The organism is Mesorhizobium sp. WSM4816 (assembly GCF_055811535.1).
On sequence record NZ_JBVVQR010000004.1, the window covers coordinates 129,660 to 154,215 of the forward strand.

A 24,556-nucleotide genomic window follows, 5' to 3' on the forward strand; every position below is an offset into this window, starting at 1 on the left:
CAGAATTTGTGCACGGTATTAGACGCATTTATCTTCCCGGTGCCGACACGACGATTAATTCTCCCTCAATTGACGTAGACCAGTCCTTGCGGGTCGATCTCCGGCTTGCGGCCGGCGACCATATCGGCAAGGAATTTTCCGGAGCCGCAGGCCATGGTCCAGCCGACATGGCCGTGACCGGTATCGAGGTAGAGATTGCTGTAGCGCGCCCGGCCGATGACCGGCACCGAGTTCGGCATCATCGGCCGCAAGCCGGCCCAGAGCTCGGCCTTGTTCTCGTCGAAGGCGCCTGGGAAAAGCTCCTTGCCGGTCCTGAACATGGCGGCGAAATCGCTCGGCTTGTGGCTGCGATCGAAGCCGGTGAACTCGGCGGTCGAAGCAAGCCGCAGCCGGTTGCCGAGCCTGGAATAGCCGATAAGCTGATCCTCGTCGGCGCCGCCCATGGTCGGCCCTTTGCCCTCGTCCTCCAGCGGCACGGTCGCGGTGTAGCCCTTGACCGGATAGACAGGCAGGTCGATGCCGTAGCGGCGGCCGAGCAGGCCACTCTCCGGCCCCATCGAGATGACCACGGCGTCGGCTGTTATCGGGCCGGCCGAGGTCATCACCGCGCGCACCCGATCGCCTTCGATGTCGAGGCCTTCGACCGTCGTGCCGTAGAGGAACTGGACGCCGAGTTTCTCGGCGGCATAGGCAGCGAGGTTTCGGGTGAATTGGCTGGAGTCGCCGGTCTGGTCGATCGGCGAATAGACGCCGCCGGCTATTCTGTCCCTGGCGCCGGCAAGGCCGGGCTCGATCTCGACCAGCCGCTCGCGGCCGACGATCTCGATCGGCAGACCGTGCTCGGCGAGATAGCGGTAATTGTCGGTGCCGGTATCAAAACTCTGCTGCGAGCGGAAGAAATAGAGAATGCCCTTCTTGCGCTCGTCATAGTGAGTGCCGGTGTCGGCCGAGATGGCGTTGATGCAGTCGCGCGAATAAAGCGCCAGGCGCAGCTTGATGTCGGTGTTGGCGCGCAGTCGCGCATGCGTGCATTGGCGCAGGAAGCGCAGACTCCAGGCGAAGAAATAAGGATCGAAGCGCAGCCGCACCTTGATGCCGAGATCGTGGTTGTAGAGCGCGCGCAAAAACGTCTTCAGCGCAGCGGGCGAGGCCCAGGCGGTGGCGTCGCCGGGTGACACCAGACCGGCATTCGATTGGCTGGTGCCGCGCGCCGCCATCGGATGGCGATCGATCACGGTCACCTCGTGGCCGTCGCTCGCCAGATAATAGGCCGCCGCCGTGCCGACGACGCCAGCGCCAAGGACCAATATCTTCATGCCGCCCCCAAGGATCAGATACGGCCGAAACGCCTCCACGTTTCAGCCGCGCAGCTCCTTCAATAGCGCTTCTACGCTCGACCTACGAGCCCACGGAGAAAAAACCGGGACTTCAGCTCCGCGCCGAATTCTTGCCGGTCAGGATACGCTCCCAGGCCAGCGCGTCGGCGACGATCTGGTCGAGGTCGTCGCGTTGCGGGGTCCAGCCGAGCTCGCGGCGCGCCAGCTCCGAATTGGCGACCACCGCCGCCGCGTCGCCCGCACGGCGCTCGCCGATCCGCACGTCGAAATCATGGCCAAAGACGCGGCGCACGCTGTCGATAACTTCGAGCACCGAATAGCCGTGGCTGTAGCCGCAATTGGCGACGAGGCTTGGTCCCCCGGCGCGCAGCCGTTCCAGCGCCAGCCGATGCGCCGCCGCCAGATCGCTGACATGGATGTAGTCGCGCATGCAAGTGCCGTCGGGCGTCGGATAGTCGGTGCCGAACACCTCCATGAAGGGCCGCTTGCCGAGCGCCGTCTCGCAGGCGACCTTGATCAGATGCGTGGCGCCCGGCGTCGACTGGCCGGTGCGGCCCCTCGGATCGGCGCCGGCGACGTTGAAGTAGCGCAACGCCGTATAGCGCAAGCCGTGGGCGATTGCGGCGTCGCGCAGCATCCATTCGCTCATCAGCTTGGACAGGCCATAGGGCGATTCCGGTGCAAGGCGCGCATCCTCGCGCACCGGCTCCAGCCCGGCGCCGCCATAGACGGCGGCGGTCGAGGAAAAGATGAAATTGGGCACGCCTTCGCGCACCGCGGTCTCGATCAGCGTGCGCGTCTTGCAGGTGTTGTTCTCGTAATAGCCGAGCGGGTCGGCGACCGATTCGGGAACCACGATGGAGCCGGCAAAATGGATGATCGCATCGACATGATTGTCGCGGATGACCCCGCCGACCAGCTCCTTGTCGGCGACATCGCCGACGACAAGCTTTGCCTCCGGCGCCACCGCCCATTCGAAGCCGGTCGAAAGCCGGTCGAGGACGACAACGCTCTCGCCCGCGTCCAGCAGTTCCCAGACCATATGGCTGCCGATATAGCCGGCGCCGCCTGTCACCAAAACCGTCATCCGTGTCCTCGCTGCTCAAGATTTGTCGGAAGCTGTCTCAACACCCGCCTTACTGGAAAGTCTGCCGCCAGGCCATTAGTCCATGTCCACCAGTGCCTGCGGTAACCAGTCTCATCGGCGCATGGCATCGTCCTGAAACAAAATTGATCCACATCAAGGGAATAGGCCATGATCCGTGGCCGTTAGGAACAGGCTTGGGGCGTGGCATTTTGACCAAAAAGGCCAAGTAGACGGCGAATAGGGCAATGATTATGATCCCACGGAAAAATTGGGAAGCCGAAATGAACTATCAGCGGTTCTTCGAAGACGCGATCGACCAGCTCCACGCCGAGCGCCGCTATCGCATCTTCGCCGACCTCGAGCGCATCGTGGGGAACTTCCCACGCGCCATCTGGCGCGCCAACGGCCGCGCCCAGGAAATCACCGTCTGGTGCTCCAACGACTATCTCGGCATGGGCCAGCATCCCGACGTCATCGCCGCGATGCAGAACGCCGCCGGCAAGATGGGATCCGGCGCCGGTGGCACCCGCAACATCTCCGGCACCAGCAATCCGCTGGTCGAGCTCGAACTGGAACTGGCCGACCTGCACGACAAGGAAGCCGCGCTCGTCTTTACCTCCGGCTTCGTCTCCAACGAAGCTTCGATCTCGACCATTGCCCGGCTGCTGCCCAACTGCCTGATCGTCTCGGACGAGTTGAACCACGCCTCGATGATCGAGGGCGTGCGGCGTTCGGGCGCCGAGAAGAAGATCTTCCGCCACAACGACGTTGCGCATCTCGAAAGCCTACTGCAGGCGGCGGGCCGCGAGCGCGCCAAGTTGATCGTCTTCGAGAGCGTCTATTCGATGGATGGCGATATCGCGCCGATCAAACAGATCGTCGAACTTGCCGAGCGCTACAACGCCATGACCTATATCGACGAGGTGCATGCCGTCGGCATGTACGGACCGCGCGGCGGCGGCATCACCGAGCGCGAAGGGCTGGCCGACCGTATCGACATCATCGAAGGCACGCTGGCCAAGGCGTTCGGCACGCTCGGCGGCTATATCACCGGCACAAGTGCGGTGATCGATGCCGTGCGTTCCTATGCGCCGGGCTTCATCTTCACCACGGCGCTGCCGCCGGCCATTGCCGCCGCGGCGACCACGTCCATCCGCCATCTCAAGCGCTCACAGGCCGAACGCGCCGCGCAGCAGCGCCAGGCGACGCGGACGAAGCAGGTTCTTACTGCCGCGGGCCTGCCGGTGATGGACTCCGCTACCCACATCGTGCCGCTGCTCGTCGGCGATCCCGAACTGTGCAAGATGGCCAGCGACCGCCTGCTCGGCGTCCACGGCATCTACATCCAGCCGATCAACTACCCGACCGTGCCGCGCGGCACCGAACGGCTGCGCATCACCCCGACGCCATTCCATTCGGATCAGCTGATCGCGGCGCTTCAGGACGCGCTGGTCGAGACCTGGGATGCCTTGGGCATCTCTTACGGTTCTGCGGGCCGGCCGGCGGTGAGGGAAAGCGACCGCGTCATTCCGCTGCTGGTGCCGAAGTCCGGCGGCTGAGCTTCCGCTACCTTCGTCTTCCTAGGACGTAGCAAGGAGCGAAGCGACGCGGCGCAGACCCTAAGATCCATGCCGTTACGTTGGCCAAGGAGTGCAACGGTTCGCAGCTGTCCGGCTTGGCGCGGACCTCAACAACCTCACACACTTTTCATCCACTTCGCCAGCCGGTGCGCGGCCTCCTCGAGCTGGTCGAGGCGGCGGTGGAAGCATAGCCTGAGGAAGGCTTCGCCGCCGGGACCGAATGCGGTTCCGGGCGCCAGGCCGACATTGGCGCGGTCGACGATGTCGAAGGCGGCGGCGCGTGAATCGGTGATGCCGTCGACTGCGAAGAACAGATAGAACGCGCCCTGCGGCACGGTAAAGCGTGCCCTGCCGGTCGCAGCCAGGATGCCGCAGACCAGGTCACGCGCCGCCCTCGCCCGCTCCACCTGCTCGACGATGAAGGCGTCGCCTTCGTCGAGGGCGACGACCGCGCCGCGCTGCATGAACTGGGCAACGCCGGAGGTCGAATACTGGACCAGGTTCTCGAACACCTGCTGCAGGCAGGGATGGACCTTGATCCAGCCGACCCGCCAGCCGGTCATCGACCAGTTCTTGGAAAAACTGTTGACGAACAGGATGCGATCCTCGTCGGCCATGATGTCGATGAAGGACGGCGCGCGGCTGTCGCCGTAGTGGAACAGCGAATAGATCTCGTCGGCGATGATCCACAGCCCCCGTTCGCGGGCAAGGTCGAGGATCGCCTGCAGCGTCTGCCTGTCGGCGGTCCAACCGGTCGGGTTGGACGGTGTGTTGACGAACAGCGCCTTTGTCCTTGGCGTGATCGCCGCCTCGATCTTGCCGATGTCGCAGGACCAGCCATTGCCGGACTGGTCGAGCGTGACTGCGACCGGGACGGCGCCCGCCACGCCGGCGGCTGCGGCGAAGTTCGGCCAGGCCGGCGACAGATAGACGACCTCGTCGCCATTGCCGGCGACAGCGTCGAGCGCCAGCTGGATGGCATGCATGCCAGAGCCGGTGACGATGAATTCTTGCTCGGCGAAGCTCTTGCCGAAATGCCTGATGTAATAGCGGGCGAGCGCCTGGCGCAGTTCGGGGATGCCTTTCTGCCAGGTATAAAAGGTTTCGCCGCCGGCCAGCGCCCGGGCAGCGGCATCGGTGATGAAGGCGGGCGTCGGCAGGTCGCCCTCGCCGGCCCAGAGCGGGATCATGCCGTCGCGGTCGCGGCCGCGGTTCATGACGGCGACAATGCCGCTTTCGGGCGCGGCCCGGGCCTCGGCGCGCAAATTCTCGATCAGGGTCATGGATGGATCCGTTTTTCGCCTTCCGGACAGCTAGCGTGTTTTGCGACAGGCGAAAATAGAAAACCCCCGCCGAAATCGACCGGGGTTTTGGTCCAGAGATCTTGCCCCTGCGCTATTTCCTAGCGAGGAGATCGCGAATTTCGGTGAGCAGCGCGACATCGGCCGGCGGAGCGGCAGCAGGCGCAACGGGCTTCTCACGCTCCAGCCGCCTGCGCAGATCGTTCACCGCTTTGACCATCAGGAAGATGATGAAGGCGAGGATGATGAAGTTCAGCGCCACGGTGATGAAACTGCCATAGGCGAAGACTGCGCCCTGCCTCTTGGCTTCCGCCAGCGATGTGGCGTTGACCGCTGAGGACAAGGGCAGGAAATAATTGTTGAAGTCGAGTCCGCCGAAAATCGCCCCGATTATCGGCATGATGATGTCGTTGACTAGGGATTCGACGATCTTGCCGAAGGCGGCGCCGATGATGACGCCGACGGCCAGGTCCATGACATTGCCCCTGGAAATGAATTCCTGGAATTCTTTCAGCATCCGACCCTCCTTGCCCTGACGGGCCAGGCCGCCGCCTCTGCCCGCTTCGTTCGGCCCCGCTTCGTTCCCCCCACTGGCACAATAGCAAAAACCTGCGGTTGCAGCATCGGCAAAAGACCGGTTCCGGCCAAAATTTCCCGAACCCGCAGCCATCCTGCGCCGAAAGCCGCGATGGACTTGATCGCCAAGCTGTGATTGCGTCTCAGCAGGCCGGATGCAAAAACCGGCAAGGGAGGATTTTTGGGCCGTGCAGGGCTGGTTCATCGTCATCATCGCGATCGCCTATGTGACGTTGCTGTTCGTCATCGCCAGCCTCGGCGACCAACGCTCGACGACATCCGGGCCTGACCGGGCCCGGCCCTTCATCTATGCGCTCAGCCTGGCGATCTACTGCACTTCCTGGACCTTCTTCGGCTCGGTCGGCCTTTCCTCCGAGCGCGGCCTCGAATTCCTCGGCATCTATATCGGCCCGGTGCTGGTGTTCGTGTTCGGCTTTCCGCTGCTTCGGCGCATCGTCAGGCTGGCCAAGACAGAGAAGATCACTTCGATCGCCGACTTCCTCGGCGCCCGCTACGGCAAGAGTTTTGCCGTGGCAGCGATCGCCACGCTGATCGCGACGATCGGCGCGGTGCCTTACATGGCACTGCAGTTGAAGGCGATTTCCGGCTCGGTCAGCCTAATGGTCGAGCATTATACCGGCTCGCCGCCTTCGTTCGATCCATTCGTCAGCGACATCTCGCTGGTCGTCGCCATGCTGCTTGCGCTGTTTGCGGTGCTGTTCGGCACGCGCCACGCCGACGCCACCGAACACCAGGACGGGCTGGTGCTGGCGGTAGCGGTCGAAACTGTGGTCAAGCTCGCCGCCTTCCTGGCGATCGGCCTGATGGTGACCTTCCTGATCTTCGGCGGCCCGGGCGATATGGTCGACAAGCTCGCCGAGAATTCGCAAGTTCAGCAAGCGATGGGCTACAGCACCTCGCTCGCAACCTGGCTGGTGCTGACGTGTTTGAGCGGTTTCGCCATCATCATGCTGCCGCGCCAGTTCTATGTCACCATCGTCGAGAACCGCAGCGAGGCCGAACTGCGCACCGCGACATGGGTGTTTCCGCTCTATCTGGTGGCGATCAACCTTTTCGTGCTGCCGATCGCGCTCGCCGGCCTGGCGCTGGTCGGCACCAGGACCAGCAGCGACCTCTATGTCCTGTCGCTGCCGCTGCTCAGCGGTCACGATGTGTTGGCCATGGCGGCGTTCATCGGCGGCCTGTCGGCGGCGACCGCGATGGTGATCGTCGAAAGCGTCGCGCTGTCGATCATGATCTCCAACGATCTCGTCATTCCACTGTTTGTGCGTCGCCTGCTCAAGACCACGACATCCGAGAACGAGGACTGGTCAGCGCTCATCCTCAACGTGCGACGGGCGGCGATCTTCATCATGCTGTTCGTCGCCTTCCTCTATTATCGCGAGAGCACCAACAGCGCGCGGCTCTCCTCGATCGGCCTGATGTCGTTCGCCGCGATCGCGCAGTTCGCGCCGGCCTTGATCGGCGGACTGATCTGGCGCGGCGCCAACGGCAGGGGGGCGGCGCTCGGCATGGTCGCCGGCATCGTCGTCTGGAGCTATACGCTGCTGCTTCCTTCGCTCGCCGCGTCCGATACCGGCATCGTCGTCCACGGCCTGTTCGGTTTCGAAGCGTTGCGGCCGCAAGCACTGTTTGGCACCGTCGCCGAGCCGCTGAACCACGGTGTCCTGTGGAGCCTGTCGGTCAACACGCTGTTCTTCGTGCTCGGCTCGCTGTCGCGCGCGTCGGTGCCGCTGGAGCGCATCCAGGCGTCGATTTTCGTGCCGCGCGAGGCGAGCCCGATGCCGAGCCTGCGCCGCTTCCGCACCACCGTCACCGTCAACGACCTCAAGGACACCATCGCGCGCTATCTTGGCGTCGAACGCACTGAACGGTCGTTTCAGTCGTTCGAAAAGAGCAACGGCGCTTCGCTGCACGGCAACGAGCAGGCCAGCATGGACGTCATCCGTTTCTCCGAGCAGCTTCTGGCAAGTGCCGTCGGCTCCTCTTCGGCGCGGCTCATCCTGTCGCTGCTGCTGCGCCGCAATGATCGAGAGGCGAAGGACGCCTTTCGCCTGCTCGACGACGCCACCGAAGCGCTGCAGCACAACCGCGACCTGCTGCAGATCGCGCTCGACCAGATGGAACAGGGCATCACCGTCTTCGACAGGGATTTCCGGTTGATCTGCTGGAACCGCCAATATCGGGCGCTGTTCGACCTGCCCGACGAGATGGGCCAGGTCGGCGTCTCGCTCGACCGCATCCTGCGCCACCTTGCCGAGCGCGGCGACATTCCGGCCGACCAGCGGGTGGCGATGCTCAACCGCCTCACCAGCTTCGTCAGCCCCTGGCAGATGGAGCTGAAGACCAGCGGCCGCATCCTGGAATTGCGCTCCAACCCGATGCCGGATGGCGGCATCGTTGCCACTTATGCCGACATTTCCGGCCGCGTTGAGCAGGATCTGGCGCTGAAGCGCGCCAATGAAACGCTCGAACAGCGCGTCAAGAACCGCACCGTCGAATTGACCCGCGTCAACGAGGAGCTGGCACAGGCGCAGATGCTGGCGGAGGAGGCCAATCTCGGCAAGACCCGCTTCCTCGCTGCCGCCGGCCATGACATCCTGCAACCGCTGAACGCTGCTCGTCTCTATTGCTCGTCGCTGATCGAAAAGGCCGGCAAGGGACCTGCGGGCAAGGCCGCGATCAACATCGAATCCTCGCTGGAATCGGTCGAGACCATTCTCGGCGCAGTCCTCGACATTTCCCGTCTCGACGCCGGCGCGATGAAACCGGACGACACGGCCTTCAGCCTGGACGGACTGCTGCGCCAGATCGGCAACGACTTTCAGCCGCTTGCCGCCGAGAAGAAACTCAGCCTGACGATCATGCCATCGTCGCTCAGCGTGACGACTGACCGCAATCTGTTGCGCCGCCTGATCCAGAACCTCGTATCCAATGCCATCAAATACACCCGCCATGGCCGCATCCTGGTCGGCGTGCGGCGGCGCGGCGAACTGGCCGAGATACAGGTGATCGACACCGGCATCGGCATTGCCGCCGACAAGCTGAACACGGTCTTTCACGAATTCACCCGGCTCGATGAGGGTGCCCGCGAAGCCGAAGGCCTGGGGCTCGGCCTTTCGATCGTCGACCGCATCGCTCGCGTCTTGCGCCTCGAACTCCAGATATTTTCAAGCCCGAGCAAGGGCACACGCTTTTCCGTCGTCCTGCCGGTCGCGGCAGTGCAGGAGCCGCGGCGCGAGATCGAGGCCAAGGCGCCGGTCCGCACGGCTGCTTCGCTTGCCGGGCTCCGCGTGCTCTGCATCGACAACGACGCCCGCATCCTCGACGGCATGCGGCTGCTGCTCGAAGGCTGGGGCTGCAGCGTCGACACGTTTGCCGGCTCGGGGGACCTCGAGGGGTCCGGCATGCGTCGACCCGACATCGTGCTTGCCGACTATCATCTCGACGGCGAGACCGGCCTTGACGCGATCGCCAAACTGCGCGCTATCCATGGCCATGACGTGCCGGCGGTGCTGGTCACCGCCGACCGCTCGAGCGAGGTGCGCGCCAGCGCCGGCAGGCTCGACGTACCGGTGATCAACAAGCCGCTCAAACCAGCGGTGCTGCGCTCGATGATGGCGAGGGTCAGACCGCTGGCGTCGGCAGCCGAGTAGCGCCGGAGGTCAGCCGGCCGCCGCCAGCGGGTCGCTGCCGATCTTGGACAGCAGGATCACCGCCTGGGTGCGGCTGTCGACGCCAAGCTTCTGCAGAATGGCCGAGACATGCGCCTTGATCGTCGCTTCGGAGACACCGAGCTCGTAGGCGATCTGCTTGTTGAGCAGACCTTCGGCCAGCATGCCGAGCACGCGCGTCTGCTGCGGCGTCAGCGTCTGCAGCCGCTTGATCAGATCGGATATCTCGGGATCGCGCTCGACGCCGAGATCGATGCCGGTGGGCGCAGCGATGTCGCCGGCAAGCACCGACTGCACAGCGCTGCGGATCTCCTCCATGCTGGCCGATTTGGAGATGAAACCCGAAGCGCCGAGGTCGAGCGCGCGCCGGATGGTCACCGGATCGTCATGCGCCGACACCACCACCAGCGGCACCGTCGGATGGATGCCGCGCAGCGAGATCAGGCCGGAAAGGCCGCTCGCGCCCGGCATCGACAGGTCGAGCAGCACCAGATCGACGTCCTCATTGGCCACGACCAGCGCCTTGGCGCTTTCGAAATCGCCGGCCTCATGAATGCCGGCGACGTCGCCGATGCCGGCAAGCGCCTCTCTCAGCGCGCCGCGAAAAAGCGGATGATCGTCAGCGACGACGAAAGTATAGCCCGACGGCACATGGCCCTCCCCGAATCCCATTGGTGATTGTCTGCTTCTTACGGGATCAGTCGAACGATTATGCGGCGATATCAGCCGTTTTCAAGCGGCAAGCCGGTGCGCCGGGCTTCCCCGGTGAACGGTGCTCAGGTTTTTTGCGAATTGGGCTTGAGGCCATCCTCGCCGCTGTCCTTTTCCATGTCCTTGACGATGCCCATGAAGCCGCGCAGGAAGCGCTCCATGTAGCTCATCGTCTTGTTGAAATCCTCCTCGCTGGGCAATGTCGACTCAAAGCGGGCGGCAAGCGAGTTCTCGAGCTTGACGACGCGCTGGTCGAGCGCCTTCACCGAATTTTGCAGCCGGTCGATCTCGTCCTGGAAGGCGGCGCGTTCATCGGCCGCCATCTTGCAGACGAGCTGGCCGGAACGCTCCTCACAGATCGACATCGCACCGGTCTGCGTGTCCATGCGGACATAGCCGGTGGCCGACTTTTCCAACCGGTAGCGGTCGGCTTCCTCGGAAAAGGCTGATGCCGCGACGAGCGAGACGAGGGCTGCAGGGATCAAGACGTGCTGCGGACGCATATTGTTTGTCCTCCATAGGCCAGTAAGCATAATCTTATCGCATGTTTGCGCCGGAAATGGGGAAGAACCCTGGCCTTTACCTTGACGCAGGTTCCTGTCGGAAAACCGTGTGACACTTTTCCGGAACCTGCTTGCCTCTTCCCCGTACGATTGGTTCGGACTATAGCGCAACCATGTCTCAGCTTATCTACAAGATAGTGCCTGAACCGCTGTGGCGCGAGGCCGAAAGAAATCGCCGCTTCACCGGCGCGCCGATCGATGTCGCCGACGGCTTCATTCATTTTTCCACCGCCGGCCAGGCTAGGGAAACCGCGGCAAAACACTTTGCCGGCCGGACCGGGCTGCTGCTGGTCGCCGTCGATGGCGCCAGACTGGGTGATGCGCTGAAATACGAGGTCTCGCGCGGTGGTGCGCTGTTCCCGCATCTTTACGGCCCGCTCGACCTCAACGTCGTCGTCTGGGTGCAATCATTGCCGCTCGGCACCGATGGCCTGCACCAATTCCCGACGCTGGAGGCCGAATGAGCGTGCTCGACCGGCTCGGCCAGAGGTTCCTGTTCGCATTCGATCCAGAAGCAGCCCACGGCCTGTCGATCGCGGCGCTGAAATGCGGGCTGCCGACAGGCGGGAGAACCGTGCGCGACGACAGGCTGAAAGTCAGCGTCTGCGGCATCGATTTCCCCAATCCGCTCGGCATGGCCGCCGGCTACGACAAGAACGCCGAGGTTCCCGATGCGCTGCTTGGCCTTGGCTTCGGCTTTGCCGAGGTCGGCACGATCACGCCGCTGCCGCAGGCCGGCAACCCGAAGCCGCGCATTTTCCGGCTGACATCAGACGACGCGGTGATCAACCGGCTGGGCTTCAACAACGAGGGTCACGCGGCCGCCGAACAACGGCTTGCCGCCCGCAAGGGCCGCGCCGGCATCGTCGGCGTCAATATCGGCGCCAACAAGGACAGCACAGACCGCGTCGGTGACTATGAACGCGGCGTTGCCAGGTTTGCGTCCTACGCCAGCTATCTGACGGTCAACATCTCCTCGCCGAACACGCCGGGCCTGCGCAACATGCAGGCGCGTGAACAGCTTGGCGAGTTGCTGTCGCGCGTCGTGGCCGCACGTGCGGCAGCGGCCGCGCAGCCGGCCATCTTTCTGAAGATCGCGCCGGATCTGGTCGAGGCCGAACTGGAGGACATCGCCGCCGAGGTCACCGAGAAAGCAATAGACGGCGTCATCGTCTCCAACACCACCATCGCGCGGCCGCGGCTGCGCAGCGCCGGCCTTGCCGGCGAGACCGGCGGGCTTTCGGGAAAACCGCTGTTCGAGCGCTCGACCATCGTGCTGGCAAAGATGCGCAAACTGCTTGGCCCGGACCCCGCCATCATCGGCGTCGGCGGCGTCGATTCCGCGGAGACCGCACTCGAAAAGATCCGCGCCGGCGCCGATCTCGTCCAGCTCTACACCGGCATGATCTATGCCGGGCCGGCACTGCCGGGCCGCATTGTTGCGGGTATGGTCCGGTTCGCCGACATGCAACGGCTCAAATCACTGCGCGAGTTGCGCGATACCAGCCTCGACCGATGGGCATCCAAGCCGCTCTAACCCGAAGTCGCTCTAAAAGCACCTGCCGCTCATGCCCCTGCAGATCGTTCATCATCCCGACTACGACGCCGGTTTTGCCGTCAACCATCGTTTTCCGATGAGCAAATACAAGCTGCTGATGGAAGCCTTGGGCGCGCGCGGACTGGCCGGCCACGCCGCGCTCAACATGCCCGAGCCGGCCCCGGCATCATGGCTGAAGCTTGCCCATGCCGCCGGCTATGTCGACCAGGTGCTGGCCTGCGAAGTGCCAGAAAAAATCGAGCGCGAGATCGGCTTTCCGGTAGGCCCGCGCGTCTCGCTCAGGGCGCAACTCGCAACGGGTGGCACCGTGCTGGCGGCGCGGCTGGCGTTGCTGAACGGTATTGGCTGCAATACCGCCGGCGGCAGCCATCATGCGCGGCGCGCGCAAGGCGCCGGCTTCTGCACCTTCAACGATGTTGCGGTGGCTTCACTGGTGCTGCTTGCCGAAGCAGCCGCCGGCAATATCCTGATCGTCGATCTCGACGTGCATCAGGGTGACGGCACGGCCGACATTTTGGGCGCTGAACGGCGCGTTTTCACCTTTTCCATGCATGGCGATCGTAACTATCCGACGCGCAAGATCGCTTCCGACCTCGATATCGCCCTGCCCGACGGCATCGGCGATGCGGCCTATCTCGAAAGGTTGGGCGGCATCCTGCCGGAACTCACCGCCAGGGCGCGCTGGGACATTGTTTTCTACAATGCCGGGATCGACGTTCATGCCGAGGACCGGCTCGGCAGGTTGTCGCTGTCGAACGACGGGCTGCGTGCGCGCGACGACATGGTGATCCGTCATTTCCGCGCGCTCGGCATCCCGGTCTGCGGCGTTATCGGCGGCGGCTATTCGACTGACGTGGCGGCTTTGGCCGCGCGCCACGCCATCCTGTTCGAAACGGCCTCGGGCTTCGCCTAACCGCCTTACGGTTTTGGCCTCGAATCCGGCTTCCGTTATCGCACGCTAACCTTCGGTTCGGCGTCTGCTCTATTTCCGGTAGTTGGCGATCCTGAGCAGGATGAAGGCTGGAATGACGATCGCCGCGCCGAGAAGGATGTAGCCGAGGAAACGGTCAATAGCGCGGAAGCCCAGGTTCCAGAGATCGACGAAGACATTGCGGATGCCGTAGAGCACATCCATCGGCGACCAGCCGAAAGCGTTCATGATAAGGCCGACGAGGAACGACAGCACCAGCAGCTTCAGGAGCACCCGGAGCGGCGTGTCGCCGAGAAAGCGCGTCAGTGCGGACAAGGCGTGTCTCCAGATTTCGGTTGCCCCGATTCGGGCACAACTCCAGAAATACGCACTTGGCCGCCCGGCATCAAGGCGATCGCTCAGTTGCTACTCAGTTGCTCTGGGCGGCGCTTTGCCGAATTGTGCTCTTGACACTTATGTTGCAGTGCAGCAAAATTGGGCGACAGAGGGTAACCAGTTGATATCGACCTGCCAGACTCATCGCCCGGTGATGGACGGACTGCGCCGCCTCACCGTGACTTGCGAACACAGGGCTTCTTGAATGAAGTACAGGCGCGATATCGATGGTCTTCGGGCCGTTGCGGTACTGCCGGTCGTACTCTTCCATTTCGGCATCTCGGCAATTCCAGGCGGCTTTACCGGCGTCGATATCTTCTTCGTCATATCTGGTTACCTGATCACCGGAAGCCTGCTGGACGACCTTGAACGCGGCCAGTTTTCGATCGTCAGCTTCTACTGGCGCCGCGCCCGGCGCATCCTGCCGGCGCTGATCTTTGTCACGCTTCTCACCTGTATTGCGGCCCTGTTCATTCTTCTACCGTCGGATCTGCATGAATTCAGTCTCAGCGTCATAGCGGCTTCGACTTTCTGGTCGAACATCTATTTCTGGAAAACGTCAAATTACTTCTCGATCGATGCCGAGCTCCGACCGCTGTTGCATACGTGGTCGCTTTCGGTCGAGGAGCAGTACTATATCTTTGCCCCGATCCTGATGTTCCTGATCTATCGCTATTTTGGCAAACGCTGGCTGGCGATACTCCTGCCGATCATCCTCGGCAGCTTCGTGCTGGCGGTCATGGCGACGTGGCTGGCGCCAAACGCGGGATTCTACCTGCTGCCGACACGGATCTGGGAGCTCATGCTGGGCGCCGTGCTCATGCTGAAACGCCCCCCGCCCCTGAGCAGCCGGTTTCTTATGGAACTGCTCGGGTTGGCCGGATTTGGCCTTCTTGCCATCGGGTTCTTCACGATTTCGGAAAGCGATCCGTTCCCGGGCTACAACGCCTTGTATCCTTGCGTCGGAACGGTCCTGCTTATCTATGTCGGCCAAAACAGCCCCTCGACGATCATTACCCGCCTGCTCGAAGTCCGACCGCTGGTCTGGATCGGCCTCATCTCCTATTCGCTGTATCTTGTCCACTGGCCGATCAATGCGTTTGCGCACTATCTCTCACTGGAAGAATTCGACCCCTCGATGACCGTTGCGTTGACGGTAGCAAGCTTCGCGCTGGCTGCGTTTTCCTGGAAATACGTCGAGCAGCCGTTTCGGCAGAAAAGGAGCTTCACCGCCCCAGCGCCCATCTTCGCCTTTTCAGCGGGCGCAATCGCTGTTCTTTGCCTTGGCGGGGCGGCCGGGGCGCTCGGCAACGGCTTTCCGCAACGCTTTCCAGATTATGTCCAACAGCGGATTCCTGTCGGGGACTGGGGCAATGGCACCTGTTTCAACGAGGGCGGCAGCCGGATCGAAAACTGGAATATCGAGGATTGCACGCGCACACGCGGCTTCCCTACAACCGTTTTGTTGTGGGGTGACTCGTTCGCCGCCCACTATGTTCCAGGCCTGGACGCCAACATAAATCAACTCCGGGCCAATATCGTGGAATACACCTACGCGGGCTGTCCCCCGATTCTGTCCTACTTCTCCTATGGACGCCCGGATTGCATGCGGTTCAATCAGCAAGCCCTGAAGATTGTCCAGGACGCTGGCATCAAGACGGTCGTGCTCAGCGGTCGGTGGACCGATTATGAGGCCAGAAGTTTCGACGGTCTCCAGCAAACGATCGATACGCTTCGTGGCCTGGGTGTGCGCGTTTTTGTCATCGGCCAGTCCCCGCAGTTCATAACCGATGTTCGGAAAATCGCGTTCTTCGCAAAGCGCGAAAATCTCGATGATACATCGTGGCCAATGGCCATGGATCCCGACATCAACAACCGTGTGCGCGCATTTACCAAAGGCGCCACCTTCATCGATCCGCTGAATTTCCTCTGCAGCGCCGGACGCTGCTCCTACGCAGACGCAGGCCAGTTCCTCTATTTCGACTACGGCCATTTTTCTACCGTCGGGGCCACGCTGGCAATTTCGAAATACTGGCCGGCCTTTGCCTCAGACGATGCCGTTGCCACGACGGAATAACAGTCTGGCGGCTGGCAAGGCATGAGCGCACACGAGTGCACGCATAACGATTGCCCGAATGCCGGCTTGCGTGGTAACGAGGCTGCTGCGCGGGTATGATGTAATGGTAGCCTGTCAGCTTCCCAAGCTGAACGCGCGGGTTCGATTCCCGCTACCCGCTCCAGCTTACCCAGTCGGGCCGGCCGGCGCCGCACCTCACAGGACCACATCATCAGGTCCAGGTGAGCGGCCTATATCAGCTGAACAGAACATAACGTGATTCTAATAAGAGGCGGCAACAAAAGATGCCGATCCGCGTTGCGTTTGATCTGAAGGCCAGCCAGGGAGGAACCAAAATGGCCGACGACAAGGGCAATAGAGGTTCTGGCGACGGAAACCGCGTCGCGCGCGACCAAGACTATGAATTCCGCTATTTCGCTACCAAGTTCGGCCTCTCAATACCGCAGATCCGCGAGCTTTTTGGCAAGCACGGCAATGATCGCGAGACCCTTTATCGGGAGGCTCGGAAGCTCGGAAACGCCGTGACCACACAAGAACGGATCTCGAACGACGACCGAACTTTTCACAACCAGAGCCGCCCATGACCGGCAAGCGACATAGCGAAGAAGTCAAACATGAGAGCGACCTTTTCTATCTGTGTCCGACAGGCGGCCAAGTCGTAGATGCTCGGGACCTGCGGCATGTCAATTGGCACGAGCCGCTGGAACTCGATGCCTGATCTGCTCAAAAGGCACCGCGATGTTCGGCAAAGACCTCCTGGTTCAGATGCTCGACCGCCGCGACACCCTGCCGCCAGACGAGATCGCGCTCATTGAGGCTCTTCCGGTTCGGCCGGTAACTTTCGGACCCGATGAGGAGATCGTCAGGGAGGGATCCCGCCCCACCGAAAGCTGCCTTGTCGCGAATGGGTTCGCAGTTCGAAACCAGGCTATTCGGGAAGGAAAGCGTCAAATAACGGCAATTCACGTGCCGGGTGACTTCGTCGATCTGCATAGTTTACTGCTAAAAGTGATGGATCACAGCGTGAGCGCGCTGGGTTCGTGCGATGTAGTTTTCATTCGACACAAAGACCTGCTTACAGCAATGGGTGGAAGTCCACATCTCACCCGGATGCTCTGGCTTTCGACGACTATCGACGCCTCGATCCAAAGGACTTGGATAACCTGCCTCGGGCGTCGCTCCGCCAAACAGCATCTCGCACATATAATTTGCGAGTTGTATGTCCGATTAGAGATAGTCGGATTGGCCTCTGACCAGAAGTTCGCTATTCCACTGACGCAAGCGGAAATGGGGGACGTGCTTGGTCTATCTGTAGTTCACGTGAATCGGACACTGCAGGAGCTTCGAGCGAAGGACCTGGTTATCTGGAAAGACCGGAGGATTGTTATCCTTGATTTCCAGCGATTGGCCTTACTGGCCGACTTTGATACGACTTACCTAAATCTCTTCCATGAGCCACGGTGACCGCCCTCGGCCAAGACGCGTCGGCGCACTGATGCGGCATCAAGATTTCTCGTCAAATAAACAATGTGAATGAGCCCTCGCTCCGGATCGATTACGGCTGGGTTCAATTGGCACAGTTGACGTCAAAGAAGGATTGCACATGCGTGAGCTCGAAAATCTCATCGAACAGTATGTAAATAGTCGGAGGCGGCGCCATAGTTTCATATCGACGGGGCTCGCCGTTAAGGCGCTCAAACAGACCGTACCGGCATGTTCGGTCTCAGATTCCGACCTGGCGAACATGATTGCCAATCGTGCAATAGACTACAACCTTCCGGTGAGCTTTGACCTTAATGAGAGCTAGGCGTGGCGCGTCATTATGCAGTCCGACCATGAGCCTTCCGAGGCCTACGAAACGGTCAAGGAAGAGGCCGACCGGCAAGGCTCGGGTGGAGATGCAGGCACCCTAGCAGGCAAGGTCGGCAAAGTTGTGGAATCGACCGCAAACAAAACTGAGGAAGCCATTCGCGATCGTTTGCCGGGGTCGTCGGACGGGTCTTCAGCCACCTCGTAGCTCGCCACCGGCCTGAAGGCCAGGTCCATAGGACGTCATCCGGCATCGTCTCCGGCGCGCGCCCGGGCCTTGCGAGAGCAGGTGGCGGGCCAGTCCGCTTTGCTAGGGGGCAAGCTCGTCGACGGCGCCGGCGGTCTCGTCCTTGAACTCGACCTTCGTGCCCGGCTGCACCATGGGGCCGAGATCTTCGACATCCCAATTGGTCAATCGGATGCAGCCATGCGAGAAGGTTGTGCCGATCTTGCCAGGTTCGGGCGAGCCGTGGATGCCGTAGCTTTCGATGGAGAGATCGATCCACACCGATCCCACGGGATTGTTCGGCCCGGCGGCGATGGTGAAGGGACGCTTGGTCTTGACTCCCTTGAAGGCAAAATCCGGATCGTAGTGATAGGTCGGATTGCGCACCACGCGCTTGACCTGCGCCGTGCCGCTTGGCGCCGGCTTTTCATCGCTGCCGATCGAGGCGGGGTAGACTGCGAGCCATTTGCCGGAAGCATCGAGCACGCGCACCAGGCGAGCGCCCTTGTCGACCTCGATGCCGGCTACGCCGGCGGGAGGATCGCCGCGGCCAACATCAGGCACGATCAAGGTCTTGCCGGGCTTCCTGAAGCCGGCGCCCGGATTGAGCATCCTGAGCAACTTTTCGCTGACATGGAAGCGCTCCGCCAGCTTCTCCAACGCGTTGCGATAGGCGAGCCGCCGCAGACGGGCCATCCTCTCCATGCGAGCCGGAATACGCCTGGTGAAAGGTCCGCGCAAATCCTTGCGCGTCACCTCATGGGTGACCAGCACCGGGTCGGCGGAGGTCGCCGTGAGCTTGCGCCAGGTCTCCGCAGTGAGCTTGCCATCGGATCGGAGTCCGTTCGCCTGCTGAAAGGCGGCGAGTGCCTTGGCGAAGTTCTCTGAGAGGCGACCGTCGATCAGCCCCGGCGAGAAGCGGGCGCGATCCAAAAGAATCTGCGCCTTGAGCACCGTCGGATCGACCTCCTTCGGTTCGCCGGCGGTGAATTGGGCCTGATTGACGGTCGCCAGGTCCAGCGTGGCCGAACGCGCCCCGCCGCACGCGACGGCAAGCATCGCGGCGAAGACGAGGAGAAGCCTGATCATCGATAGCTCCCTGGGCCCTGCACAGGAGCCCGCTTCTATGACGCGGCACGGCCCGGTGTGGTTCCTTCGCTCGAGCGATATTCTGATTGAAGCGACCCGGGATTGAAGCGACATGGCCGAAGAGTGGATTGGCAATGGATCGCTTGACTTAACGCCGTCAGCCCACCTCGCGCAAAATGAAGTCGTGCAGCATCTTGGCCGCCGGCGAAAGCACGCGATTTTTTACGGTGATCAGACTGTATGGCCTGACCTCGATGTCGAATTCGGTCTGGACGACGTCGATGGCGCCGGCCAGCCCCTCGGGGTTCTGGATGAACTTCGCCACCTGGATCGACACCGGCGCGATGGCGTCCGACTGCGCGACCATGACCAGGGTGAGCAGCAGCGAGCTGGTGTTGAGGATGCGGTCCGGCAGCGCGATGTTGCGGTTCAGGAAATTGCTCTCCATCGCCTGGCGCAGCGGCGAGCCGCCCGACTGGAAAACCCAGTCATAGGCGGCGGTCTCCTCCAGCCGCACCGCCTTGCCCTTGGCCAGCGGGTGGCCGCGGCGCACGATGAGGCAGGCTTTCTCGACGCCGATGACGCGGGCCTCGAACAGCCGCGGATTGAGGTCCTCGGGGATGCGCGCGATGATGAAATCGTGACGTGTGGCGATCAGTTCGCGCGCCAGCACATTGGAGGTCTCGACCTGCATGGTGATCTCGATACGCGGATAGATGCGCCGGATCTCGCGGATCGCCGGCACGGCGAGCTCGATTGCAGGGGCCGTCACCGCGCCCAGGAACACCGAGCCGCCCTTGCCCGCCTTGAGCTCGGATATCTCGCGGTCGACCTCGCGCATCTCGAGCAGGATCGAACGTGCGCGCCTCGCCAACGACTTGCCATAGGGCGTCAGCGTGATGCCGCGTGGCAGCCTCTCGCACAGCTTGACGTCGAGCACCGCCTCCATCTCGGCGATCATGCGAGAGGCGGCGGGCTGGGAGATGTTCATGACCTGGGCTGCCGCGCTGACCCGGCCATGGTCGTCGAGGGCTGCGATCATGCGCATGTGGCGCAGACTGAGGCCGCTGCGCAGCAAGGTCTCACTCCTGCCGGGACGTTGCCCATAACCATCCGAAAGTCCGCCAGAATCCCGTAGCGCCGCCATGATCTCCGTTTGCTCCTCGCTGGTGACCGGCCGGCAATCCCGGCCCGATCTTTTGGCCACTTTCAATTCTTTTGGCCACTTTCAGTATACCAGTTTGGGTATAGCAACTACCAAAGATCGCATTTGACAGTTATGGCAAAGCGCCACACCTTTGCGCGTCCTGAAACCTGACCGTCGCCAGCGAGAAAAATCGCATCGACCGGAACCAGAGTCTCAGGGCCGATTGGGAGGATACCGGAGATCGATTTGGCGGCAGCGGCGCGTTTTGGCGCTCCTGCACGATCGCGCGGCCCACGAAACCCAGGGTGCGCGTCCATCAACCAGGGAGAGTTAATGTGAAGATCATCAAGACACTGGCCGCCGTCGCGGCCCTTAGCATCGCGGCCATGACGGTCCCGGCGCAGTCAGGCGAAGGCCTCATCGGCGTGCTGATGCCGACCAAGACCTCGCAGCGCTGGATCAACGACGGCGACGCCGTCAAGTCCCAGCTCGAGGCTCTGGGCTACACTGTCGACCTGCAATATGCGCAGGACGATATCCCCAATCAGCTCAGCCAGCTCGAAAACGAAATCACCAAGGGCCCAAAGGCACTGATCATCGCCTCGATCGACGGCACCACCTTGTCGGACGCGCTGCAGAAGGCGGCTGACGCCGGCGTCGTCGTCGTCGCCTATGACCGGCTGATCAAGAAAACCCCGAATGTCGACTACTACACCACGTTCGACAATTTCGGCGTCGGCGTCATCCAGGCGAAATCGCTGCTCAAGGGCCTCGGCTATCCCGAGAACAAGGGTCCGTTCAACGTCGAACTGTTCGGCGGCTCGCCTGACGACAACAACGCCTTCTTCTTCTACGACGGCGCCATGTCCGTTCTTCAGCCGCTGATCGACGACAAGACCCTCGTCGTGAAGTCCGGCCAGATGGGCATGGACAAGGTCGGCACGCTCCGCTGGCTGGCAGCCACCGCCCAGGCCCGCATGGACAATCTGCTCTCCGCCCACTACTCGGATGGCAGCCGCGTCGATGGCGTGCTCTCGCCATATGACGGCCTGTCGCGCGGTATCATCGCCTCACTGCGCGCCGTTGGTTACGGCACGGCCGATCAGCCATGGCCAATCGTCACCGGTCAGGACGCCGAAACCGCTTCGGTCAAGGCGATCATCGCCGGCGAGCAGTACTCGACCGTGTTCAAGGACACCCGCGAACTCGCCAAGGCGACGGTCGAGCTCGTCGACAAGGTGCTCTCGGGCGGCAAGCCGGAAGGCCTCGACACCAAGACCTACAACAACGACGTCAAGGTCGTCCCCTCGATCCTGCTGACGCCGCATGATGTCGACAAGTCGAACTACCAGGAACTGGTGGTCGATTCCGGCTACATCAAGGCCGAAGAACTGAAGTAACCGCAGACGTAAAACCCGGGGTCCTGCGCAACGCAGGGCCCCGCTTCGTCAGTGAACGACCCCGGTATGTTTCCGGACCTCGCAGGAGTGGTATTGCCGATGGCCCAGACGATTTTGGAGATGCGTGACATCACCAAGACGTTTCCCGGCGTCAAGGCGCTTTCGAATGTCAACCTCAGCGTCGAGGAAGGCGAGATCCACGCCGTTGTCGGCGAGAACGGCGCCGGCAAGTCGACACTGATGAAGGTGCTGTCGGGCGTCTATCCAGCCGGCACCTATGATGGCGAAATCGTCTATCGCGGCGATGAGTGCCATTTCAAAGGCATCCACGACAGCGAGCGCCGCGGCATCGTCATCATCCACCAGGAACTCGCGCTGGTGCCGATGCTGTCGATCGCCGAAAACATCTTCCTCGGCAACGAACACGCCAGCTACGGCATCATCGACTGGAACGCCAACGAGACGCGCACCAGCGCTCTGCTCAAGAAGGTGGGCCTCAAGGAAGACCCCAAGACGCTGATCACCAATATCGGCGTCGGCAAACAGCAACTGGTCGAGATCGCCAAAGCGCTCAGCAAGGAAGTGCAGTTGCTGATCCTCGACGAGCCGACGGCGAGCCTGTCCGAAAAGGACAGCCAGGCGCTGCTCGACCTGCTGCTCGAATTCAAGCGGCAGGGCATCACCTCGATCCTGATCTCGCACAAGCTCAACGAAATCAACCGGGTCGCCGACAAGGTCACGATCATCCGCGACGGGCGGACGATCGAGACGCTGGCCAAGAAGGACATCTCGGAAGACCGCATCATCACCTCGATGGTCGGCCGCTCGCTGGACGACCGCTATCCGTCGCGCGAGCCTGACATCGGTGAGGTCGTGCTCCAGGTGAAGAACTGGTCGGTCTATCATCCGATCCATGCCGAGCGGCAAGTGATCAAGGGTATCGATATCGACGCCCGCAAGGGTGAGGTGGTGGGCATCGCCGGGCTGATGGGCGCCGGACGCACCGAATTCGCGATGAGCCTGTTCGGCCGCTCCTACGGCCGCGGCATCACCGGCGAGGTGCTGCTTAAGGGCAAGCCCATCGATGTCTCCTCTGTCAGCAAGGCAGTCGAACACGGCATTGCTTACGTCACCGAAGACCGCAAGACCTACGGTCTCAATCTGATCGATCATATCAAGCACAACATCACGCTGGCCAATCTTCCCGGCGTGTCGCGCCACAGCGTGATCGACGACATGCGCGAGCTCGCCGTCGCCAACGACTACAAGGCCAAGACCAACATCCGCTCGTCCAGCGTTTATCAGATGACCGGCAATCTTTCAGGCGGCAATCAGCAGAAGGTGGTGCTGTCGAAATGGCTGTTCGCCAATCCGGAGGTGCTGATCCTCGACGAGCCGACGCGCGGCATCGACGTTGGCGCCAAGTATGAAATCTACACGATCATCGCGCGGCTCGCCTCGGAGGGTAAGGCGATCATCGTCATCTCGTCCGAGATGCCCGAACTGCTCGGCATCACCGACCGTATCTATGTCATGAACGAAGGACGTATCGTCGGCGAAATGGCGGCGAGTGATGCCAGCCAGGAAAAGATCATGCGCGCCATCGTTCGCGGAGAAGGAAAAGCATCATGAGCACCGAAAGCGGTCCCGTCCCGAAAAGTGGCGTCGCCGAAGATGTGCAGCAAGGGCCGCGCATTGCTGTCTCGGCGCTGGTCACCAACCTGCGCGAATACGGCCTGATCCTGGCGCTTATCGCCATCATGGTGTTCTTCCAGTACACGACGTCCGGAACGCTGTTCAAACCGGTGAACTTGAGCAACCTGGTGCAGCAGAACAGCTTCATCATCGTGATGGCGCTGGGCATGCTGCTGGTCATCGTCTCCGGCCATATCGATCTCAGCGTCGGTTCCGTCGCCGGTTTCATCGGCGCGCTGGCGGCGATGATGATGGTCATCTGGCCTCTCGGCCCTTTCAGCAATCCGCTGGTGGTGTCGATCATCTGCCTGATCGTCGGTGGTGCCATCGGCGCGGCACAAGGCTACTGGATTGCCTATCACCGAATACCGAGCTTCATCGTCACGCTGGCGGGGATGCTGATCTTCCGCGGCATCTGCCAGGCGCTGCTGGGTGGGGGGTCTTCCGTGGGGCCGCTTCCGGTCGGCTTCAAGGCGCTCAGTTCCGGCTTCATTCCCGACGTGATCGGCTCATTGACGCTGATACCGCCGGTGGTGAACGCCGCCGGCAAGACAATCGTCGGCAGCGGCCTGACGCTGCACATGACGACGATCGTGCTCGGCATCGTCGCCGTGGTCGCCTATGCTTATTTCGGGCTCAGGGCACGGCGCAGCCGCGAGCGGCATGGCTACGAAGCCGAGCCCTTCTCGCTGTTCGTCGTCAAGACCTTGGTGACCAGCGCCCTGGCGCTGTTTCTGGTCTACCAATTCGCCACCTACAGGGGCCTGCCAATCGTTCTCGTGGTGATGGGCGTGCTGATTGCGCTGTTCGTTTTCGTCACCAAACGCATGACGGTCGGCCGTCGCATCTACGCAATGGGCGGCAATGCCAAGGCGGCGCAGCTATCGGGTATCAAGACCGAGCGGCTGACCCTGATGGTGTTCATCAATATGGGCGTGCTCTCGGCGCTCGGCGGGCTGATTATTGCGGCGCGCCTTGGCCAGGCGGTGCCGGCGGCCGGCCTCGGCAGCGAGCTCGACGTCATCGCCGCTGTGTTCATCGGCGGCGCTTCGGCGATGGGCGGCGTTGGTCAGGTGGTTGGTGCGGTGGTCGGCGGTTTCATCATGGGCGTCATGAACAACGGCATGTCGATCATGGGCGTCAATGTCGATTGGCAGCAGGTGGTCAAAGGCCTGGTGCTGCTCGGCGCCGTGGTCTTCGACGTCTACAACAAAAACAAGGCTTGAGGGCGAGGGAACTCATGCATGTCGCCAGACGTGTGCAGCGTGTTGGGACAACGGTATGCATGAAAGCAAGGATTAAAGCGGGCCCGTTTTCAAACGCGGCGCGCTTTTAGGAGGCACGGGTCACATCGCGGCGCTGCCGGGCGACGCAAGGAAGTCCCCCCAGGGGACCGGGC

General features: G+C 62.2%; 20 protein-coding genes and 1 tRNA gene. 12 read left to right on the forward strand and 9 right to left on the reverse strand.

Annotation, left to right across the window (positions count from 1 at the left end):
- Positions 1-65: 65 nt before the first annotated feature.
- Positions 66-1,316 carry a D-amino acid dehydrogenase gene (locus tag AC0L3H_RS06840; protein ID WP_473584949.1) on the reverse strand — a complete coding sequence of 417 codons (1,251 nt, stop codon included), beginning with the start codon at positions 1,314-1,316 and terminating at the stop codon, positions 66-68.
- 112 nt (positions 1,317-1,428) lie between these two features.
- Positions 1,429-2,424 (reverse strand): UDP-glucose 4-epimerase GalE, encoded by a 996-nt coding sequence (gene galE, locus AC0L3H_RS06845; RefSeq protein WP_287236274.1) that lies wholly within the window; start codon positions 2,422-2,424, stop codon positions 1,429-1,431.
- A 281-nt stretch (positions 2,425-2,705) separates the two neighbouring features.
- Between galE and hemA the strand changes: the two genes are divergently transcribed.
- On the forward strand, positions 2,706-3,983 hold the full coding sequence (gene hemA, locus AC0L3H_RS06850; RefSeq protein WP_077376755.1) for a 5-aminolevulinate synthase: 1,278 nt from the start codon (positions 2,706-2,708) through the stop codon (positions 3,981-3,983).
- 137 nt (positions 3,984-4,120) lie between these two features.
- On the opposite strand, the gene AC0L3H_RS06855 is transcribed toward hemA, so the two are convergent.
- Together AC0L3H_RS06855 and mscL are read right to left on the reverse strand one after the other, a co-directional pair.
- The gene (locus AC0L3H_RS06855; RefSeq protein WP_128185244.1) at positions 4,121-5,287 is read right to left on the reverse strand and encodes a pyridoxal phosphate-dependent aminotransferase; all 1,167 of its coding nucleotides are present in this window, start codon (positions 5,285-5,287) and stop codon (positions 4,121-4,123) included.
- Between the two features lie 112 nt (positions 5,288-5,399).
- A complete protein-coding gene (gene mscL, locus AC0L3H_RS06860; RefSeq protein WP_473584950.1) occupies positions 5,400-5,822 on the reverse strand; it encodes a large conductance mechanosensitive channel protein MscL in 423 nt (140 codons plus the stop codon).
- Positions 5,823-6,069: 247 nt separating this feature from the next.
- Here mscL and AC0L3H_RS06865 point away from each other — a divergent pair, with 247 nt between their 5' ends.
- A complete protein-coding gene (locus tag AC0L3H_RS06865; RefSeq protein ID WP_473585053.1) occupies positions 6,070-9,558 on the forward strand; it encodes a hybrid sensor histidine kinase/response regulator in 3,489 nt (1,162 codons plus the stop codon).
- Between the two features lie 9 nt (positions 9,559-9,567).
- Here the strand turns inward: AC0L3H_RS06865 and AC0L3H_RS06870 are convergent, their stop codons facing one another.
- Both AC0L3H_RS06870 and AC0L3H_RS06875 read right to left on the reverse strand, forming a co-directional pair.
- On the reverse strand, positions 9,568-10,227 hold the full coding sequence (locus AC0L3H_RS06870; RefSeq protein ID WP_287221996.1) for a response regulator transcription factor: 660 nt from the start codon (positions 10,225-10,227) through the stop codon (positions 9,568-9,570).
- 125 nt (positions 10,228-10,352) lie between these two features.
- A complete protein-coding gene (locus AC0L3H_RS06875) occupies positions 10,353-10,790 on the reverse strand; it encodes a hypothetical protein (RefSeq protein WP_091600237.1) in 438 nt (145 codons plus the stop codon).
- Between the two features lie 173 nt (positions 10,791-10,963).
- On the opposite strand from AC0L3H_RS06875, the gene AC0L3H_RS06880 reads away from it, so the two are divergent.
- Genes AC0L3H_RS06880 through AC0L3H_RS06890 form a run of 3 tightly spaced genes read left to right on the forward strand, consistent with a single transcriptional unit; the run spans position 10,964 to position 13,321 of the window.
- Positions 10,964-11,314, forward strand: coding sequence for a DUF952 domain-containing protein (locus AC0L3H_RS06880; RefSeq protein WP_473584951.1), 351 nt, complete (start codon positions 10,964-10,966; stop codon positions 11,312-11,314).
- On the forward strand, positions 11,311-12,387 hold the full coding sequence (locus AC0L3H_RS06885) for a quinone-dependent dihydroorotate dehydrogenase (RefSeq protein ID WP_473584952.1): 1,077 nt from the start codon (positions 11,311-11,313) through the stop codon (positions 12,385-12,387). Before AC0L3H_RS06880 ends, AC0L3H_RS06885 begins: the two co-directional genes overlap by 4 nt.
- 31 nt (positions 12,388-12,418) lie before the next feature.
- The gene (locus tag AC0L3H_RS06890) at positions 12,419-13,321 is read left to right on the forward strand and encodes a histone deacetylase family protein (protein WP_473584953.1); all 903 of its coding nucleotides are present in this window, start codon (positions 12,419-12,421) and stop codon (positions 13,319-13,321) included.
- Positions 13,322-13,390: 69 nt separating this feature from the next.
- Here the strand turns inward: AC0L3H_RS06890 and AC0L3H_RS06895 are convergent, their stop codons facing one another.
- Positions 13,391-13,654, reverse strand: coding sequence for a DUF6460 domain-containing protein (locus AC0L3H_RS06895; RefSeq protein WP_473584954.1), 264 nt, complete (start codon positions 13,652-13,654; stop codon positions 13,391-13,393).
- A gap of 265 nt (positions 13,655-13,919) precedes the next feature.
- On the opposite strand from AC0L3H_RS06895, the gene AC0L3H_RS06900 reads away from it, so the two are divergent.
- The 4 genes from AC0L3H_RS06900 (at position 13,920) to AC0L3H_RS06915 (ending at position 17,255) form a co-directional block, all read left to right on the forward strand.
- On the forward strand, positions 13,920-15,791 hold the full coding sequence (locus tag AC0L3H_RS06900) for an acyltransferase family protein (protein WP_473584955.1): 1,872 nt from the start codon (positions 13,920-13,922) through the stop codon (positions 15,789-15,791).
- Positions 15,792-15,880: 89 nt separating this feature from the next.
- Positions 15,881-15,954, forward strand: a tRNA-Gly gene (locus tag AC0L3H_RS06905).
- Positions 15,955-16,126: 172 nt separating this feature from the next.
- Positions 16,127-16,375 carry a DUF3606 domain-containing protein gene (locus AC0L3H_RS06910; protein ID WP_473490470.1) on the forward strand — a complete coding sequence of 83 codons (249 nt, stop codon included), beginning with the start codon at positions 16,127-16,129 and terminating at the stop codon, positions 16,373-16,375.
- Positions 16,376-16,556: 181 nt separating this feature from the next.
- Entirely contained in the window at positions 16,557-17,255 is a 699-nt protein-coding gene (locus AC0L3H_RS06915; protein ID WP_091600261.1) for a Crp/Fnr family transcriptional regulator, read from the forward strand.
- 655 nt (positions 17,256-17,910) lie between these two features.
- Here AC0L3H_RS06915 and AC0L3H_RS06920 read toward each other — a convergent pair.
- Together AC0L3H_RS06920 and AC0L3H_RS06925 are read right to left on the reverse strand one after the other, a co-directional pair.
- Positions 17,911-18,915 carry a L,D-transpeptidase family protein gene (locus tag AC0L3H_RS06920; RefSeq protein WP_473584956.1) on the reverse strand — a complete coding sequence of 335 codons (1,005 nt, stop codon included), beginning with the start codon at positions 18,913-18,915 and terminating at the stop codon, positions 17,911-17,913.
- Between the two features lie 157 nt (positions 18,916-19,072).
- Positions 19,073-20,062, reverse strand: a complete 990-nt coding sequence (locus AC0L3H_RS06925) for a LysR family transcriptional regulator (RefSeq protein WP_473585054.1) — start codon at positions 20,060-20,062, stop codon at positions 19,073-19,075.
- Positions 20,063-20,397: 335 nt separating this feature from the next.
- On the opposite strand from AC0L3H_RS06925, the gene chvE reads away from it, so the two are divergent.
- From chvE to mmsB, 3 genes are all read left to right on the forward strand, one after another.
- Positions 20,398-21,462 carry a multiple monosaccharide ABC transporter substrate-binding protein gene (gene chvE / locus AC0L3H_RS06930; RefSeq protein ID WP_473490473.1) on the forward strand — a complete coding sequence of 355 codons (1,065 nt, stop codon included), beginning with the start codon at positions 20,398-20,400 and terminating at the stop codon, positions 21,460-21,462.
- Positions 21,463-21,561: 99 nt separating this feature from the next.
- Positions 21,562-23,094, forward strand: a complete 1,533-nt coding sequence (mmsA, locus tag AC0L3H_RS06935) for a multiple monosaccharide ABC transporter ATP-binding protein (RefSeq protein ID WP_473584957.1) — start codon at positions 21,562-21,564, stop codon at positions 23,092-23,094.
- On the forward strand, positions 23,091-24,383 hold the full coding sequence (gene mmsB / locus AC0L3H_RS06940) for a multiple monosaccharide ABC transporter permease (RefSeq protein ID WP_128169181.1): 1,293 nt from the start codon (positions 23,091-23,093) through the stop codon (positions 24,381-24,383). Before mmsA ends, mmsB begins: the two co-directional genes overlap by 4 nt.
- The last annotated feature ends 173 nt before the right edge of the window (positions 24,384-24,556 follow it).